This window comes from Allobosea sp. GW823-FHT01F03, assembly GCF_058798075.1.
In genome coordinates, this window is sequence record NZ_CM179505.1 from 4,451,836 (window position 1) to 4,466,984 (window position 15,149).

Annotated in this window: 17 protein-coding genes; 9 read left to right on the forward strand and 8 right to left on the reverse strand. The window is 68.7% G+C overall.

Features of this window, described 5'->3' with window-relative positions:
• Window positions 1-10 precede the first annotated feature (10 nt).
• From AC3RCC_RS21310 to AC3RCC_RS21335, 6 genes are all read left to right on the forward strand, one after another.
• The gene (locus AC3RCC_RS21310) at window positions 11-1,081 is read left to right on the forward strand and encodes a FecCD family ABC transporter permease (RefSeq protein ID WP_452116945.1); all 1,071 of its coding nucleotides are present in this window, start codon (window positions 11-13) and stop codon (window positions 1,079-1,081) included.
• Entirely contained in the window at window positions 1,078-1,866 is a 789-nt protein-coding gene (locus AC3RCC_RS21315; protein ID WP_465247151.1) for an ABC transporter ATP-binding protein, read from the forward strand. The genes AC3RCC_RS21310 and AC3RCC_RS21315 overlap by 4 nt, the downstream gene beginning before the upstream one ends.
• Window positions 1,867-1,912: 46 nt before the next feature.
• Window positions 1,913-2,695, forward strand: coding sequence for a class I SAM-dependent methyltransferase (locus AC3RCC_RS21320; RefSeq protein WP_492256514.1), 783 nt, complete (start codon window positions 1,913-1,915; stop codon window positions 2,693-2,695).
• Between the two features lie 208 nt (window positions 2,696-2,903).
• Window positions 2,904-5,126, forward strand: a complete 2,223-nt coding sequence (locus tag AC3RCC_RS21325; protein WP_492256515.1) for a transglycosylase domain-containing protein — start codon at window positions 2,904-2,906, stop codon at window positions 5,124-5,126.
• A 143-nt stretch (window positions 5,127-5,269) separates the two neighbouring features.
• Window positions 5,270-5,845, forward strand: a complete 576-nt coding sequence (locus AC3RCC_RS21330) for a DUF1214 domain-containing protein (RefSeq protein WP_492256516.1) — start codon at window positions 5,270-5,272, stop codon at window positions 5,843-5,845.
• The gene (locus AC3RCC_RS21335; protein ID WP_492256517.1) at window positions 5,842-6,483 is read left to right on the forward strand and encodes a DUF1254 domain-containing protein; all 642 of its coding nucleotides are present in this window, start codon (window positions 5,842-5,844) and stop codon (window positions 6,481-6,483) included. Before AC3RCC_RS21330 ends, AC3RCC_RS21335 begins: the two co-directional genes overlap by 4 nt.
• 100 nt (window positions 6,484-6,583) lie before the next feature.
• On the opposite strand, the gene AC3RCC_RS21340 is transcribed toward AC3RCC_RS21335, so the two are convergent.
• Window positions 6,584-7,345 carry a hypothetical protein gene (locus AC3RCC_RS21340; RefSeq protein ID WP_492256518.1) on the reverse strand — a complete coding sequence of 254 codons (762 nt, stop codon included), beginning with the start codon at window positions 7,343-7,345 and terminating at the stop codon, window positions 6,584-6,586.
• On the reverse strand, window positions 7,342-7,542 hold the full coding sequence (locus tag AC3RCC_RS21345) for a hypothetical protein (RefSeq protein ID WP_291639252.1): 201 nt from the start codon (window positions 7,540-7,542) through the stop codon (window positions 7,342-7,344). The genes AC3RCC_RS21340 and AC3RCC_RS21345 overlap by 4 nt, the downstream gene beginning before the upstream one ends.
• Window positions 7,543-7,793: 251 nt before the next feature.
• Between AC3RCC_RS21345 and AC3RCC_RS21350 the strand changes: the two genes are divergently transcribed.
• Window positions 7,794-8,918: a DUF2336 domain-containing protein gene (locus AC3RCC_RS21350; RefSeq protein ID WP_492256519.1), complete on the forward strand. Its 1,125-nt coding sequence runs from the start codon at window positions 7,794-7,796 to the stop codon at window positions 8,916-8,918.
• A 181-nt stretch (window positions 8,919-9,099) separates the two neighbouring features.
• Here AC3RCC_RS21350 and AC3RCC_RS21355 read toward each other — a convergent pair whose 3' ends face one another.
• Genes AC3RCC_RS21355 through AC3RCC_RS21365 form a run of 3 tightly spaced genes read right to left on the reverse strand, consistent with a single transcriptional unit; the run spans window position 9,100 to window position 11,847 of the window.
• A complete protein-coding gene (locus AC3RCC_RS21355) occupies window positions 9,100-9,432 on the reverse strand; it encodes a DUF1491 family protein (RefSeq protein ID WP_492256520.1) in 333 nt (110 codons plus the stop codon).
• A 39-nt stretch (window positions 9,433-9,471) separates the two neighbouring features.
• Window positions 9,472-10,038, reverse strand: a complete 567-nt coding sequence (locus AC3RCC_RS21360; RefSeq protein ID WP_492256521.1) for a hypothetical protein — start codon at window positions 10,036-10,038, stop codon at window positions 9,472-9,474.
• Window positions 10,039-10,053: 15 nt separating this feature from the next.
• Complete coding sequence (locus tag AC3RCC_RS21365) at window positions 10,054-11,847, reverse strand: PAS domain-containing sensor histidine kinase (RefSeq protein WP_492256522.1); 1,794 nt, start codon at window positions 11,845-11,847, stop codon at window positions 10,054-10,056.
• A 347-nt stretch (window positions 11,848-12,194) separates the two neighbouring features.
• Between AC3RCC_RS21365 and AC3RCC_RS21370 the strand changes: the two genes are divergently transcribed.
• Both AC3RCC_RS21370 and AC3RCC_RS21375 read left to right on the forward strand, forming a co-directional pair.
• On the forward strand, window positions 12,195-12,479 hold the full coding sequence (locus AC3RCC_RS21370) for a hypothetical protein (protein WP_291639241.1): 285 nt from the start codon (window positions 12,195-12,197) through the stop codon (window positions 12,477-12,479).
• A gap of 84 nt (window positions 12,480-12,563) precedes the next feature.
• Window positions 12,564-12,989, forward strand: a complete 426-nt coding sequence (locus AC3RCC_RS21375) for a SufE family protein (RefSeq protein ID WP_291639238.1) — start codon at window positions 12,564-12,566, stop codon at window positions 12,987-12,989.
• Between the two features lie 6 nt (window positions 12,990-12,995).
• Here AC3RCC_RS21375 and AC3RCC_RS21380 read toward each other — a convergent pair whose 3' ends face one another.
• The 3 genes from AC3RCC_RS21380 to AC3RCC_RS21390 form a co-directional block, all read right to left on the reverse strand.
• Window positions 12,996-13,781 (reverse strand): DUF6456 domain-containing protein, encoded by a 786-nt coding sequence (locus AC3RCC_RS21380; RefSeq protein WP_492256523.1) that lies wholly within the window; start codon window positions 13,779-13,781, stop codon window positions 12,996-12,998.
• Window positions 13,778-14,137 (reverse strand): helix-turn-helix domain-containing protein, encoded by a 360-nt coding sequence (locus tag AC3RCC_RS21385; RefSeq protein ID WP_492256524.1) that lies wholly within the window; start codon window positions 14,135-14,137, stop codon window positions 13,778-13,780. Before AC3RCC_RS21385 ends, AC3RCC_RS21380 begins: the two co-directional genes overlap by 4 nt.
• A 226-nt stretch (window positions 14,138-14,363) precedes the next feature.
• The gene (locus tag AC3RCC_RS21390; protein WP_291639233.1) at window positions 14,364-14,780 is read right to left on the reverse strand and encodes a Ros/MucR family transcriptional regulator; all 417 of its coding nucleotides are present in this window, start codon (window positions 14,778-14,780) and stop codon (window positions 14,364-14,366) included.
• Window positions 14,781-15,149: the final 369 nt, after the last annotated feature.

A 15,149-nucleotide genomic window follows, 5' to 3' on the forward strand; every position in this document is an offset into this window, starting at 1 on the left:
GGCGCCCATCCTGGCCGAGAAGACGGCGACCGAATTGCCGGTGGCGGAAGGGCGCGAGGCCTATCGGGCCCTCGCCTTCCGCCGCAAGCTGCTGCTGGCCGGCTTTGCCGCCGCCCTGCTGCTCTGCTTCCTGGTCGACCTGATGCTGGGGCCGGCTCGCTACAGCATGGGCGAGGTCGTCGACGCGCTGCTCTCGCCGTCGACCGCTCCGGCCGCCGTCAGGGTGGTGATCTGGGACATCCGGCTGCCGGTTGCGCTGATGGCCGTGGTCACGGGCGCGGCGCTCGCCATCGCCGGCGCACAAATGCAGACCGTACTCAACAACCCGCTGGCGAGCCCGTTCACGCTCGGCATCTCCGGGGCGGCGAGCTTCGGAGCGGCGCTGGCGCTGGTATTCGGCGTCGCGATCGTGCCCTTCGCCATCGATTATGTCGTTCCGCTCAATGCCTTCATCATGGCGATGGGCGCCTCGCTGCTGATCCATATGCTGAGCCAGCGCCGCGACGTCACCACCGAGACGGTTGTGCTGCTCGGGATCGCGCTGGTCTTCACCTTCAACGCCCTGCTGGCGCTGCTGCAGTTCTTCGCCTCCGAGCAGGCGCTGGGCGCGGTGGTGTTCTGGATGATGGGCTCGCTGACCAAGGCGAGCTGGCACAAGCTCGCCATCACCTCCGCCGTTCTGCTGTTCTGCCTGCCGCTCTTCGCCCGCCGGGCCTGGGCGCTGACGACTTTGCGCCTCGGCGACGAGAAGGCCGCGAGCTTCGGCATCGACGTCAAGCGGCTGCGGCTGGAGACCATGCTGCTCGTCGCCCTGCTCGCCTCGGTGCCGGTCGCCTTCGTCGGCACGATCGGCTTCATCGGCCTGGTCGGCCCGCATATCGCAAGGATGCTGATCGGCGAGGATCAACGCTTCTTCCTGCCGGCCTCGGCACTGGCGGGCGCCGCCCTGCTCTCGGCCTCCTCGGTGGTCAGCAAGTCGCTGATCCCCGGGCTGATCTTCCCGATCAGCGTCGTCACCGCCCTGGTCGGCGTGCCGTTCTTCTTCAGCCTGATCCTGACCAGCCGGAGGCGTTCATGGTGAAGCGCCTCGCCCTCAGCGAAGTCGGTGTCGCCTATGGCAGGCGCCAGATCCTCACCGATGTGACCACGCCCGATCTGCTCGGCGGCGAGGTCGTGGCGGTGATCGGCCCGAACGCCGCCGGCAAGTCGAGCCTGTTCCGACGCATCGCCGGCATGGCTTCGGGCACCGGCACGGTCGAAATCGCCAGCCCCAGCGGCAAGGCGCCGTGCTATCTGCCGCAGGACACCGCGGTGAACGCGGTGCTGACCGTCTACGAGTCGATCCTGCTCGCCCGCAAGCAGGGCGGCTCCTGGGGCGTCGGAGATGACGAGCTCGCCGCGATCGACCAGGCGCTTCACGATCTCGACATCGCCGAGCTCGCCTTTCGCGGCCTCGGCGAGCTCTCCGGCGGCCAGCGCCAACTCGTCTCGATCGCCCAGACGCTGGTGCGCCAGCCCGAGATCATGCTGCTCGACGAGCCGACCAGCGCGCTCGACCTGCACCGCCAGTTCGAGGTGCTGAGTCTCGTCGCCCGCCTCGCCCGCGAGAAGAAGATCTGCGTACTGATCGCGATCCACGACCTCAACCAGGCGCTGCGCATCGCCGACAAGGTGATGGTGCTGGCGAAGGGGCGCCTCGTCGCGCTCGGCCCGCCGCGCGAGATCATCACCCCGGCGCTGCTGGAAGAGGTCTATGGTGTCGTCGCCCGGGTCGAGACCGGCGATGGCGAAGCGCCCTTCGTCGTGGTCCAGGGCTCGGCGCGCAAGGCAAGCCAGCGCGCCATGCCGGAACTCGCCACCCTCTGAGGCCGCTGCTCACATCTCCGCCAATCCTTCCAAGCGACGTAAGCCGATGCAAGACACCAACGCTTCCAGCCCCGGCGCCAACTACTCGCTGAAGGAGGAGATCCGCGCCTACTGGTCGAGCCGCGCCGCGAGCTTCGACCAGCAGGTCGGCCATGCGATCAAGTCCGAGGCCGAGCTCGCCGCCTTCCAGAGCCTGCTGCGCCAGGCCTTCGGTACGGAGTCGCGCGACGTGCTCGACCTCGCCTGCGGCACCGGCGAGATCACCCGCGCTTTGCTTTCGCTCGGCCACAAGGTCACGGCGATCGACTTTTCCGACGACATGCTCGCCCGTGCCCGCGCCAAGCATGGCGACAAGGCGAGGATCCTGTCCGGCGACGCCGAGCGCCTGCTCGACAACGACGAGAGCTATGACGCTCTGGTGACACGGCATCTGGTCTGGACCCTGACCGATCCCGAAGCCGCCTTCGCCGAATGGTTCCGCGTGCTGAAGCCCGGCGGCAGGCTCCTGGTGATCGACGGCGACTGGATCAACCGCTCCTGGATCCAGAACCTGATCAACCGCGGCGCTACCTGGCTGCGCGAGCGCAGCGGCGGCACCGTGCATACGACCGACAAGGAGGCCTTCGACTCGATCACCCGGCGCTTCTTCTTCCGCGACGGGCTGAGCTATGAGCGCCTCGGCGCCATGCTGCACGAGGCCGGCTTCGCCCGGATCGAGCCGGCAGACTACCGGCAGGTGGTGCGGGCGCAACAGCGCAGCGCCGCCCTGCACGACGCGCTGCGGCTGGTCTCCTCGACGCGCTTCGCCCTGGTGGCGACGAAAGCCTGAAACGCCGGCAATCGCGCGACGCGCGGGCCAATCCTGTGCCGAAACGAGACGATCGCGCTGGCCTGAAACCTGCTGGGGGCCGCGGGCCGCGCAAGGCCCTTCCGCCAGGAGCTTGCAAGGCTTATCTCGTTAGACTGGATCGGGCGTCCGCCCTCGATCCAGGGACGCGGCGGGCCTGACCCGCGGCATTCTGAAGGTGGCCCGGTCCGTGATCGAGTTCAGGAAGGCGCGCTGGACGACCCGCCTGAAGCGCTCCGCGCTCGCCGCCGACTCATGGCTCGACGATTCGCTCTACGCGGCCGGCCGGAGGGCCGGCGAGGCCTATGAGCGCATCCGCAGCTGGACCGACCGGCTCACCGTCTCCGGCCCGAAGCGCCTCGCCACCGAACTCGTCAGCGAGGGCCTCAATGTCGGCATCGCCGGCTCGATCGTCATGCTGCTGCTGGCGATCCCGGCCTTCCGCGAGGGCCGCGAGGACGCGCTGAAGAACCAGGTCTTCGCCGTCACCTTCCTCGACCGCTATGGCTCCGAGATCGGCCATCGCGGTGCAAGGCACGACGATTCGCTGAAGCTCGAGGAGCTGCCGGACCATCTGATCAAGGCGGTGCTCGCCACCGAGGACCGGCGCTTCTACGACCATTTCGGCATCGACATCTTCGGCACCTTCCGGGCGCTGACCGTCAATGCGCGCGCCTCCGGCGTCGTGCAGGGCGGCTCGTCGATCACCCAGCAGCTCGCCAAGAACCTCTTCCTCAGCAATGAGCGCTCGCTCGACCGCAAGATCAAGGAAGCCTTCCTCTCGATCTGGCTCGAATACCGCCTGACCAAGAACGAGATCCTGAAGCTCTATCTCGACCGCGCCTATATGGGCGGCGGCACCTTCGGCGTCGCGGCGGCTGCGGAGTATTATTTCGGCAAATCCGCCAAGGACGTCACGGTCGCCGAGGCCGCCATGCTCGCCGGCCTGTTCAAGGCGCCGACCAAATTCGCCCCGCATGTCAATTTGCCGGCGGCGCGCGCCCGCGCCAACGACGTGCTCGGCGCGATGGTCGATGCCGGCTTCATGACCGCCGGACAGATCGATTCCGCCCGGCGCAACCCGGCCAAGCCGATCGACCGGCGCCGCGACGCCAGCCCGGACTACTATCTCGACTGGGCCTTCGACGAGGTCCGCAAGCTCGCCGAAGACGGCAAGATCGGCCCCGAACGCGTGCTCACCGTGAAGACCCCGCACGATCCGGCGATCCAGAAGCGGGCCGACGAGGCGGTCGAGAGCATCCTGCGCCAGCACGGCCAAGCCTACCGGGCCCGGCAGGCCGCGACGGTGATCATGGACCCTGACGGCGCCGTGCGGGCGATCGTCGGCGGGCGCGACTATGGCGCAAGCCAGTTCAACCGCGCGACCTCGAGCCTGCGCCAGCCCGGCTCCTCGTTCAAACCCTATGTCTATGCGGCGGCGATGAGCGCCGGGCTCTACAAGCCGACCACCATCGTCACCGACCGGCCGGTCTGCATCGGCAATTGGTGCCCGAACAATTACGGGCGCTCCTATTCCGGCTCGATGCCGCTGACGGTGGCGCTCGCCAAGTCGATCAACACGATCCCGGTGCAGATGTCGATCGCGATCGGCCGGGCGACCGGCGAGACGCATGAGGCGCGCGCGGCACGGATCGGCCGCAACAAGATCGTCGAGACCGCCCGCGCCATGGGGCTGACGACGCCGCTGACCGACACGGTCTCGCTGCCGATCGGCGCCGCCGAGGTCACCGTGATCGACCAGGCCGCCGCCTTCTCGGTCTTCGCCAATGGCGGCAAGCGGGCCAACCCCTATGCCGCCTTCGAGATCCGCAATTCGCTCGGCGAGGAAATCTACCGCCATGATCGCGACGAGCCGGCACCGGCCCAGGTGCTGAGCGCGCAGGTGGCGCAGGAGATGAACCAGATGCTCTCGACCGTGCCGACGGCGGGAACGGGCCGGCGCGCGGCACTCGACGGCGTGATCAGCGCCGGAAAGACCGGCACGACCAATGGCTACAAGGACGCCTGGTATGTTGGCTACACCGGCAATCTCGTCGGTGCGGTCTGGTTCGGCAACGACGATTCCTCCGAGACCAACAACATGACCGGCGGCTCGCTGCCGGCGATGGTCTGGAAGGAGATCATGACCTTCGCCCATCAGGGCATCGAGATCAAGCCGATCCCGGGCGTCGCGCCGCAGGGCGCCGACAAGGCCACCGTGGCGAAGAATGCCGGCCCGACCCAACCCGGCACCGGTGCCAATGCCGGGCACATGCCGCGCAGATCTTTCGAAGTGCTGTCATCGGTCGGGGCGATGTTCAAGGCGGTCGAGGCGCCGCGTGCGGCCCGGACCTCGATCCAGGCCGGCATCGGCGAATTGCCGGCCGGGCCGAGCCTGACGCGCTTCCGCTGAGCCGTGACGGCGGGCCTCGGCAGATTGCGCTTCTTCCGCGCCGGCCGGCGCTCTCGAGCACTTCCGCGTTTCAACGAAGCGCGGAAGTGCTCTAGACTCTCCGCGTCGCCCCGGGTCGTCGAAGGGAGCCAGCCCCCCGCATCATGCGCGTCCTCGAACTCGCCTATGTGATCGCGCTCGGCGCCGGGCTGGGGCTGGCCTCGGCGCATTATGCCGTGGCCGAGCGGCCGGTCGTCGGCCGGGCGCAGATCGGCGCCTGGACGACCTGGCCGAAAAGCGGCGCGCGCGACAGCGATCCCTATATGCGGGCCTATCTGGCGCGCGGCGTCCATCTGCCGCTCGGCGCCGGCGAAGGGCTCCTGCTGATCGCGGAGCGCGACGATGCCGGGCAGCCGCTCGACGGCCGCTGCCGCTATGGCGTCAGCGGGGCCGTTCCGCCGGCTCGCGGCTGGTCTTTGACCGTCGCCGACCCGGCACGTCGCCCGCTCCAGCTCGCGGTCGCACGGGAGAGTTTCAGCCATGCCGAGATCGTTCGCGACGAGCGCGGCGGCCTGCGGATCATCGCCGCCGCGACACCCGAAGCCGGCAACTGGCTGCCGCTGCCGCCTTCCGGTCGCTTCCTGTTCCTCCTGCGGCTCTACGACACGCCGATCTCCAGCCATGCCGGCGAATTGCGGCCGGAAGCGCTGCCGCGGATCAGCCGGGTGGATTGCCGATGAGCATGCTCGATCAGGCTCCCCTGCTCGTCCCCACGGCGGAGCGGACCCGGATCCCGGCGTTCGGCTGGCGGGACCGGCTCGGCCGCAGCCTGCGGCGCATCATCCTGCTCACTCTGATGGGGCTCGTCCTCGCCGGCATCGTGCACATCCTGACGGTGCTGCTGATCCCGATCATGGCCGAGCGCGACGCCAGCTCGGTCTATGCCGCGCTCGGCAGCGGCGGACACGCCGAACTGATCACGCCTGCCCCGGACGGCCTGCCGGCACTGGCCGAGCCCGATCCGAACAGCGTCGGCGCCGTCTGCGGCTTCGATCTGACCAGCGGCCCGGTACGCATCGTCGCCCAGACCGGCGCACTGCCGCTCGGGCTGACCTTGCACCGCCATGGCGGCGGCGTCGCCTACGCGATCACCGACCGGGCGGCGATCCGCGGCGTGCTCGAATTCGTGGTGATGACGCAGGAACAGCTCGACGAGCGCCTGGCGCAGGACGAGGACGGCGAGACGGCGCGCGAGCTGCGCGTCGTCTCGCCATCGCCGCAGGGGCTGATCCTGGCACGCGTCATGCTGCGCCGCCCAGCCGACCGCGCCGATGCCGAGGCTCTCGCGACGAGCGTCGCCTGCGGCAGCGCCGACTGAGGCACACCGATCTTTCGCAATACCGCCTCGCCGTCTTGGGACGGCCCGGCGTTTCCAGATAAATGCGGCAGGCTCCGGACGAGCCATTCGGCAGGACGGTTCAGCCCTTGTAGACCACCGGGCGATCGGATGGTGCCGCGCCTTCGCCGCCGAACACGCCGATCAGCGGCAACTTGCAGACCAGATCGGTTTCCGCCTCCAATCCCATGATCGCGCGCTCGGCCCTGACCGCCTCGCGCGAGGGCATCTCGACCACGAGATTGTCGAGGGCGTAGCGATAGCTCGCCAGCCGGAAACGCAGCCGCTCGCAGACCCAGAGGACCATAGCCTCGTTCTCGATGACGCGCGCCTGAGCCGGCTCCTGGCTCTCGGCCGGCACGCGGGGCGAGGCCTCGAGCGTGCGCAGGCGGGCGCGGTCGGCATTGACGACACGGATCGCATTGGCGCGGAACGGGGCGAGCAGGGCCCGGTCGGCATTGGCGTCCTCGGCGAGGCGATTATAGCGCGAGGCCTGCGAGGCGAAGGAGCCGGAGGTCAGCGCGCGCTGGTAATCGGAGACGGAGCCCGATTGGACAGCGGTCGGCAGCATCCGGGCCGGAACCAGGCTCGCGAGCTGGGTTTCGAAGGCGCTGCGCTCATGGGCAGGCATGACGAGCCGCCATGCGCGGGCTCGCAACTGCTGCTCGTCATCAGTCAGGTGGAAATGCGAGGCCGCCTCGCCGCGCAACCGCGCCGCCCATTCGCCCATCGCCGGAACGATCTGATCGTTGAAGAGGCTCGGGCGGGGCCGGCCGAGATCGCCGGTCGTACAAGCGGCGAGGACGAGGCAGGTCAGGATCGCCGGGACAGCAAGGCGCTTCACCCCGGCCGCCTGCGCCGGGCTTCGCGTTCCCGCGCCTCCGCCGTCCGCGCGCTGCGCCGCGGCTTGGTAGCGGGAGGTTCCGGCTGACGCTCATAGCGGACACCGGTGAAGAACAGGATCTGCGCCGGCGCCGCATCGGCGGCAACCGCGGACCTGACGAAGCGCCTGCGCGGCGCGAAAGGAATGACGTCGGCCATGATGCGCCTCCCTTGTTGGCGCCTGCGTGGAAATCGCGAACCCAGTCGGTCTCTCACCAGAAAGCTCGAAGCAGTATTCATGTCAGGGCCGGCACCTGCCGGCCCGCTGCCCGTTCCCAGGCGCGCCGCGCGGTCTGCGCGAGATCGGCACGCCATCGTCACCGACATCAGGCCTGTTCATGGTTAACGCAGTGCTAACGCATCGGGGATAAATTTCCGGGAATCGAACTATTTTCGTCACGAGCCCGCCAATGCCCTCCCGAATTGCCGCCGATCTCGCGCAGCTCGCGCGCCTTGCCAGCGATGGCGGGCTGGATTTGCGGCAGGTCGCCCTGCGCGTGAAGGCCGACCTCCTGCTGTCGACCGCCAACCCGCCGGCGGAGGATATGGACGCCTTCCGCGACATGGCGGCGGCCCTGATCCCGGTCATCGACGAGCCGACCGCGCTGATCCTGGCGCGCAAGCTTGCCGGCTGGCGGCATACCCCGCCGGAGGTTCTGGCGGCACTGCGGGCGCGCGGCGGCGAGGTCCTGGCGGCGCTGGTCCGCAAGGGAACGCCGCTGACCCCGGCCGAGATCGAGGACATCGCGGCGGGGGCCGACCCCGCCGTCACGCTCGCCCTGGCGGCCCGCCGAGACCTCACGGCCGCCGCCAGCAGCCTGCTGGCCGGGCAGGCAGACCCCGCCATCGACCTCGCCCTCGCAGCCAATCCCATGGCGGCACTGCCGCGTGCGGCGCTGGTCCTGCTCGTCGCGCGGGCCACCGCCGCGCCGGCGCTCGCCCAATGCCTGCTCGCACGCAACGATCTGCCGGTCGCCGAACTCGCGCCGCTGTTCCTCCAGGCCAGCCTCGACAAGCGGCTCGCCATGATCGAAGCCGTCTCGGCGCATGAGGCGCTCGCGCCCTCGCCGCGCCGTCCATCGATCAGCGGCGAGCAGTTCTCCGGGCTGGTCGCGACGGCGCTCGTCGACCGCGAAGGCGCCTTTGCGGCGCTGGCCGACCTGTTCGGCGCCGATGCCGAGTTCGCCGCGGCCCTTGCCGCCGATCATTCGCGCCAGCTTGCCGCGCTCACGCTGGTCGGCTGCGGCGCCAGCCCCGAGGAGGCCACCCGCTTCCTGATCGGGCTCGGCGACGACACGGCCTTCTCGGTCCAGCGCATCTTCGCTCTGGCCGATCTGATGCGCCTGCTCACGCCGGCGACGGCACGCCGGCTGGTCCTGCAGATCGGGAGGCTTTCCGAACAGGGCGGTGCCCGCCCGGCCCTGCAGCCGGCGATGGATCCGAGCGGCACCCCTGCCCGCCCCGGGCTGGAACGACCGTCCAGCCGCGGCGGCATGCAGGACATGCTGCGCAGGCTCGGCGGCAAGACCGGCTGAACATCGAAAGGGAGGAGCGGCGAAGCGGGCTATGGCATCGGACCGAAAAGTGGACTCCACTTTTCGGAAAACTGCGATGCGATAACAATGGGATGGATCACCGTGACCGCGTCCGAACGGACGCGCGGCGATCGCGTGTATTTTTTCAGGCTAAGCGGTGGCCGCCTCGTCCGAAGACAGCCTACTCGACCAGCAGCAGCCGCGGATCGCCGGCGCGGTTCTCGATCTCGACGAGCCAGAGATCGCCATCGAAACGAATCTCACGCGCGACGCGGTCCTCCACTGCCAGCGGATCGGCGTCGAGCAGGCGCTGGAAACGACGCCCGCCATCGTCTTCGACCAATGCCTGCGGCGCCGGGCCATAGAGCACGGCGGTACCGTCGAGCCGGTCGAGCTTGACGAAGATGGCCCCGGCCTCGCCGGCACCGCGCCGGCGCAGCACCGCGACGAGACCGTCATGCGCCGCCTGCCGGAGATAGGCCGAAACCCAGAAATCGCTGGTCAGCCGCGCCAAGGGCTCGCTCCGCTTTGACCTGTCCCGGTCGTCACCGCCTCAGTTCACGACACGGCGCGACGCCGGCGCTCGGACCTCGGCCGGCGGGCGCAGATCGCCGCCATTGATCAGGTCGGCGATCGGATCGCGCACGGACGCCGGACGAGCCGCGGTCGCCGGCTGGGGAGCGGTGCGGGGCGCCGGTGCGACGGCGGCAGGCGGACGCGGGGCCGCCTCGCGCTGTGCCTGAGAGAGACTGCCGGGGCGGGCCGGAGGCAGGATCTCCTGCTGGGTCGGCACCGGCTGCGGCGCCGTGGGCTGAGCCTCGGACTGGACCGGCGGAAGATCGGCACGGCGCTCGACCGCTCGCGCTGGCGCCGGGCTGGCCGAGGGCGCCGACAGCATTGGCGCGGGATGGCGGACCTTCTGGAACAGCAATGCGTTGAGCGTGATCGCCGCCGCGACCGCAGTGAACAGCAGGATGACGAGGGCTCTGCCGGGGCGACGGCCAAGCCAGCGCATCAGCCGGCCCGAGGCCGAAGGCTGGCGCCGGCCGGGGCTGGCGCGGCGCGGCGGCATGGACAGCGTCGCATCGGAGCGGGCGCGGGCGGCGAGCGTTGCGGACATCTTCTCGACTCTCGGTCAGGCTGTCAGGCGATAAGGTTGCTTGGTCTCGAAGCCACGGCGCGGGGCGCGGGCATGGGTGGCGATGCGCACCGGCTCGCAGGTGGCGGCGATGCCGGCCACCGGCAGCCGCACCGCGACGCGCGTGCCGATCCCGGGCGCGCTCTCGATGCTGAGGGTGCCGCCATGCAGCCCGACCAGCCCACGTACCACCGAAAGCCCGAGCCCGGTGCCGTCATGGGCACGGTCATAGGAGGACTTGGCCTGGAAGAAGGGGTCGCCCAGCCGCGGCAGGTCGGCGGCGGCGATGCCGATGCCGGTGTCGGAGATCGAAAGGTCGATCATGCCGCCATCGCGCACCAGAGCGAGGGTGACGCGGCCGCCGGGCGGCGTGAACTTGATCGCGTTGGAAAGCAGGTTGAGCATGACCTGCTTCAGGGCCCGCCGATCGCCGACCAGCTGCGGCAGATCCTGCCCGACGACGCGCTCGAGCGCGACCTTGCCGGACTGCGCCTTGAGGGCGACGACGGCACAGCAATCCTCGGCCAGCCGGGCGATGTCGAGCGGCGCCTGCTCGATCGTCATCGCACCGCTCTCGATCTTCGAGACGTCGAGCAGCGTGTTGACGACATCGAGCAGATGATGCCCGGAATCGTGGATGATCGCGGCGTATTCCTTGCGGCGATCGGCATCGAGGCCGGCTGCGAGGTCGCCGCTGAGCATCTCCGAGAAGCCGATGATGGCGTTCAGCGGCGTGCGCAGCTCATGGCTGACGGTCGCCAGGAAATGGCCCTTGAGATCGCTCGCCTTGACCGCCGCGGCATGGTTGCGCTCGCGCTCCTCGTCACGGGCATGGCGATCGGTGACGTCGCGGGCCACGCAGACCACGGCCGCGCCATTGCGCGCGCCGGCCTGATCGATCCTCCGGGCGTTGAGCTCGAGCCAGCGCACGGTCGGAACGCCGGCCGAATCGGCCAGGAACAGCACGCGGAAGCAGGCGCTGGCATGACCGGCGCCATGGGCGGCATCGCTGAGCGCTTTCAGAAAAAGCGGGCGGTCGGCGATATGAACGCGCTCGAAGAGGCCTTTGCCATGCAGCTGCGCGGACTGCGCGCCGGTCAGCAGGCAGGCTGCCTCGTTGGCGAAGACGACGGCGCCGGAGGGATCGTGCCAGGTCACGAGATCGCCGACATGCTCGAGCATCAGGCGGGCGCGGGCATCCGAGGCCCGGTGCTCACGCAATTCGTCCTCGTGCCGGCGCAGGAAGGAGACGGCGAGCAGCATGGCGCAAAGGATCGCACTGGCGACGAGAACCGGCATCGCCGCGACGGCCCAGGCCGCGGGCTCGCCCACTGCGCCGGCACTCTGCAAGGCCACGACCGCGCCGAGGCCGACCACGGCAAGCGCGCTGCCGCGCGCCACATAGGTTCGCGAGCCGAAGAACATCGCTTCGGCCGGCACCGCCGCGAGCCAAAGCAGCAGCGGCGAGCCGGTGCCGCCGGTCATGCAGGCGAGCGCAATGATGAAGAGCGTGAGCGCGGCGCCGGAGACGCAGTGCGCGAGGTCAAGACGACCGGTGCGCGAGAGCAGAACCACGGCCAGCAGCGGCAGGCCGAGCGCGATCAGAACCAGCGTCTCGAACAGATCGAGCCGGCCGCGCCAGGCGATATAGGCCGGCACCAGGCTGAGCCCGCCCGCGCCGATCGCGAGCCGGGCCAGCATGAAGCGCTCATGCCGCATGCGTTCGAGCGAGTCCGGCAGCGCCGATGGATGGACCATCGCCGCAACCTGCGCCCTGACCGCCGTCATCATGCTGGAGAACCGCAAACGCACAACCTCTGTCGGCCTTCGGCGAAAAGCCTCGCCTTGTTGAGGCCGATCCTGGCGCGGGCCATTTAAGCGGGACTTAAGGCGACCTCGCACCGATGCTCCCGCAGCCTCTTTCGAGACCATAAAATTCTATTATTTTCAGACACTTATCCTGACAGCACCAGAAATTCCCGCGATTGCGCTTGTTGCCAGCAAGGTGAATGGAAACTGAAGAACAAAACCGGGCTTTGATTCAAATTGCGACTATCGGGGACACGCGATGTTTCAGCCTCCGCGCTAGGGTTCAGGAGCCGGGGACGGGACGCCCCGCGCTAGCGACGGGGACAAGAATGGCCTATCTATTGCGCAGCATGGCCCTGATCGGGGTGATCGCCCTGAACTCGCCGGTCCATGGCGGCAAGTCCGCGCCGGAAGCACCCGTCTTCGACGCCAAGGCCGCCATAGCGGTTCTCGGACAGATCGATCCCAAGGCGGTGATGCAGGGCGCCACCAGCCTGCGCGAAGCGGCCGAGGTTCTGGCCGGGCTGGAGCCCGAGACCCGGGCTCGCGTCCTGGCACTGGCGGCAGCTGCCGCGACGAGCCGCTCTGGCGAAGCACAAACGTCGCAGCGCTGACGCTTGACCTCGCCGGGCCGCGCGCCGAAGACAGCCTGCCAGACCGCCTCCCCCGCCGGCGGTCTGCAAGATGAGCGACGGCCGATGAGCGAAACCCTCGACGACATCATTGCCAATTTCGAGGTCCTGGATGAATGGGACGACCGCTATCGCTACCTGATCGAGCTCGGGCGCACGCTCGCGCCGCTGCCGCAGGAAGCCTATAGCGACGCCAACAAGGTCCGCGGCTGTGCCAGCCAGGTCTGGCTCGAGACCAAGCAGGAAGGCGGCCCCGGGCAAACGACACGACTGCATTTCCGCGGCGACAGCGACGCGCATATCGTGCGCGGGCTGGTAGCACTGGCGCTGGCGATCCATTCCGGCCACAGCGCCGCCGAGATTCTGGCAACCGATGCCTTCGCCATCTATGAGCGGCTCGGCCTCGCCGCCCATCTCACGCCGCAGCGCTCCAACGGCGTGCGCTCGATGATCGAGCGCATCAAGAACGACGCGCGCGCCGCCATCGCCTGAACCAGCTCAGCTCGGCGGCGCGATCGCCGGGCGGGCATCCGCCGCCTGCCAGACGCGCGGCGTCCTGTCGGGCGTGGCTCGGGCCGCCAGCCCGTAATGCTCGGCCAATGCCGCCAGCGCCAACCGCAGCACGACCTTGGCCGAACGTGCTGGCCAGCTGCGCTCGCGCTCGACCTCATCGAGCCCCTTCAGGAAGCCGCAGACATCGATGGCGAGCCCCGAGAGCTCGGGGCCGAGGCGCTTGCAGACCTGTCTGACCCGCTGGCGGGCCGCCAGGCTGGAATCGGAGGCGCTGGCTGGACCATGCGACGCGGCATGCGTGCCGGCTGCAAGCCCGGCATCCCAGTTCACGGTCACGCGCGGCAGCATCTGCGCCAGCGTCAGCTCCGCCCGAAAACGCTCACCGGCCGCGAATTCCGCCGCCGGGATCTGCGGTCTGCCATCCTTACCCGGCCGGCGATGCAGCCAGAGCAGCGGACTTTCACGCTCGTTCAGAGCAACTTTCCGCACCTCTCCCTCGACCGTCATAGCCGTCACGGCGACAAGACGGGTCTCGGTGAGCTGCAGACGACGTGCCTTGCCGCTGCCTAGCCAGACCGCGAGACCAGCCTCGACCAATGCCGACGCCTCCTCGGCTGGTGCATAGCCTGCCCCGAGGCTCGCCCCGTCCACGGTCCGATAGAGCGCGATGCGACCGCAGCCGAAGGGGGATTCGGCCGCAAACGCGCCGGCCTGCCGCAAATGCCGCAGCAGGCGCCCGGCGACAGCGCCGGCCGTCCCGGGCGCGCTCATCGCCCTGCCTCCGGCGCGAACGCCCGCAGCCTCAGCGTCAGCGCCGCCTCCAGCGCGGCGAGCGCCAGTTCAAAACCGGGCTCGCTGCGCCTGTCCTCGACCAGCGCGCAGGCATGGCGCACCGTCGTCCGGTCGCGCCCGAAGGCGAGCCCAACCTGGCTGAGGTTCAGCCCGAAGCCGACATGGGTGAGATACATCGCGACCTGTCGGCCGAAGGCGACGGGACTCACGCCGCGCCGGCCTTGCCGCAATGTGGCCGGCGGCAAGCGTAGCGCCGCGCAGACGGCCGCCTCGGCCAGCCGCGCCCTCGCGCTGCGGGACAAGGGGTCGGCGCCCTTGGCGATGTCGTTGTTCATGATATGTTCACTCCTACACTCCGATCGCACGGCGCGATTGGGGATAGCGAACATATGATTATATTCCTACTTCAAGTGTTTCAAGAGCGCGAGTACAGGCGGGGATATCCTCCTGCCACGCCCTGGCAGCACCACTCGAAACGACGAAGCCGCCGGCGGAGCCGGCGGCTCGAAACGAATCCCTCGAAGGAATTCGCTTCAGCGCGATGTTTCGCGTCGGGCTCTCTCAGCGGCGCTTGCGGCGCTGCTGGCCGAGGCCCATCTTCTTGGCGAGCTGCGAGCGCGCCTCCGCATAGTTCGGCGCGACCATCGGATAATCGGGCGGCAGGCCCCACTTCTCGCGATACTGCTCCGGGGACATATTGTACTGCGTCCGCAGATGGCGCTTCAGCGACTTGAACTTCTTGCCGTCTTCCAGGCAGATCAGGAAATCGGCGGTGATCGACTTCTTGACCGCGATGGCGGGCTTGGGCGCTTCCATCGGAACCACCGGCGCGGCGCCACCGACGACTCGGCTCAGCGCGGCATGGACATCGTTGATCAGCGCCGGCAATTCCGAGGCTGGAACCGAATTGTTCGAGACGTAGGCGGAGACGATATCTGCTGTAAGCTCGATAAAGTCCGAACCGTCGTGATCAGCCATGGCGGCGTTGCTCCGTTGTTTTTTTGGACCGGGCGTTCGGCGACTGTGCCCGCTCTGTTTACGTGGCGCGAAGGCCTGTCAGAAGCTGCACCGGCATCAGGTCGAATTCTGCCGGATATAGAATCGTACAAAACGGATCAGTCGTACAATCGTCTAATCCATGAAAGATGACTTCGCAAGCGGCAGTTATCGCTCCGAATACGTTTATCGGTGTCCAGTATTGGTGCATCTTGCGATCGGCATGGTAACCAGAATGTGCAGCGGCTCGGATGGCTACGCGCAATGGTTGTCTTGCCAGCCTTTTTCCACGCCTCTACGAGTCGCAAACCTGCAGCAATGCCACGACAACCCGCAATGCCGCGGCGAATG

Bases quoted from the DNA above. Each gene is read 5' to 3' on its own strand.
- AC3RCC_RS21320 (WP_492256514.1), top strand. From the start codon at position 1,913: ATGCAAGACACCAACGCTTCCAGCCCCGGCGCCAACTACTCGCTGAAG.
- AC3RCC_RS21330 (WP_492256516.1), top strand. From the start codon at position 5,270: ATGCGCGTCCTCGAACTCGCCTATGTGATCGCGCTCGGCGCCGGGCTG.
- AC3RCC_RS21335 (WP_492256517.1), top strand. From the start codon at position 5,842: ATGAGCATGCTCGATCAGGCTCCCCTGCTCGTCCCCACGGCGGAGCGG.
- AC3RCC_RS21345 (WP_291639252.1), bottom strand. From the start codon at position 7,542: ATGGCCGACGTCATTCCTTTCGCGCCGCGCAGGCGCTTCGTCAGGTCC.
- AC3RCC_RS21350 (WP_492256519.1), top strand. From the start codon at position 7,794: ATGCCCTCCCGAATTGCCGCCGATCTCGCGCAGCTCGCGCGCCTTGCC.
- AC3RCC_RS21360 (WP_492256521.1), bottom strand. From the start codon at position 10,038: ATGTCCGCAACGCTCGCCGCCCGCGCCCGCTCCGATGCGACGCTGTCC.
- AC3RCC_RS21365 (WP_492256522.1), bottom strand. From the start codon at position 11,847: ATGATGACGGCGGTCAGGGCGCAGGTTGCGGCGATGGTCCATCCATCG.
- AC3RCC_RS21370 (WP_291639241.1), top strand. From the start codon at position 12,195: ATGGCCTATCTATTGCGCAGCATGGCCCTGATCGGGGTGATCGCCCTG.
- AC3RCC_RS21375 (WP_291639238.1), top strand. From the start codon at position 12,564: ATGAGCGAAACCCTCGACGACATCATTGCCAATTTCGAGGTCCTGGAT.
- AC3RCC_RS21380 (WP_492256523.1), bottom strand. From the start codon at position 13,781: ATGAGCGCGCCCGGGACGGCCGGCGCTGTCGCCGGGCGCCTGCTGCGG.
- AC3RCC_RS21385 (WP_492256524.1), bottom strand. From the start codon at position 14,137: ATGAACAACGACATCGCCAAGGGCGCCGACCCCTTGTCCCGCAGCGCG.
- AC3RCC_RS21390 (WP_291639233.1), bottom strand. From the start codon at position 14,780: ATGGCTGATCACGACGGTTCGGACTTTATCGAGCTTACAGCAGATATC.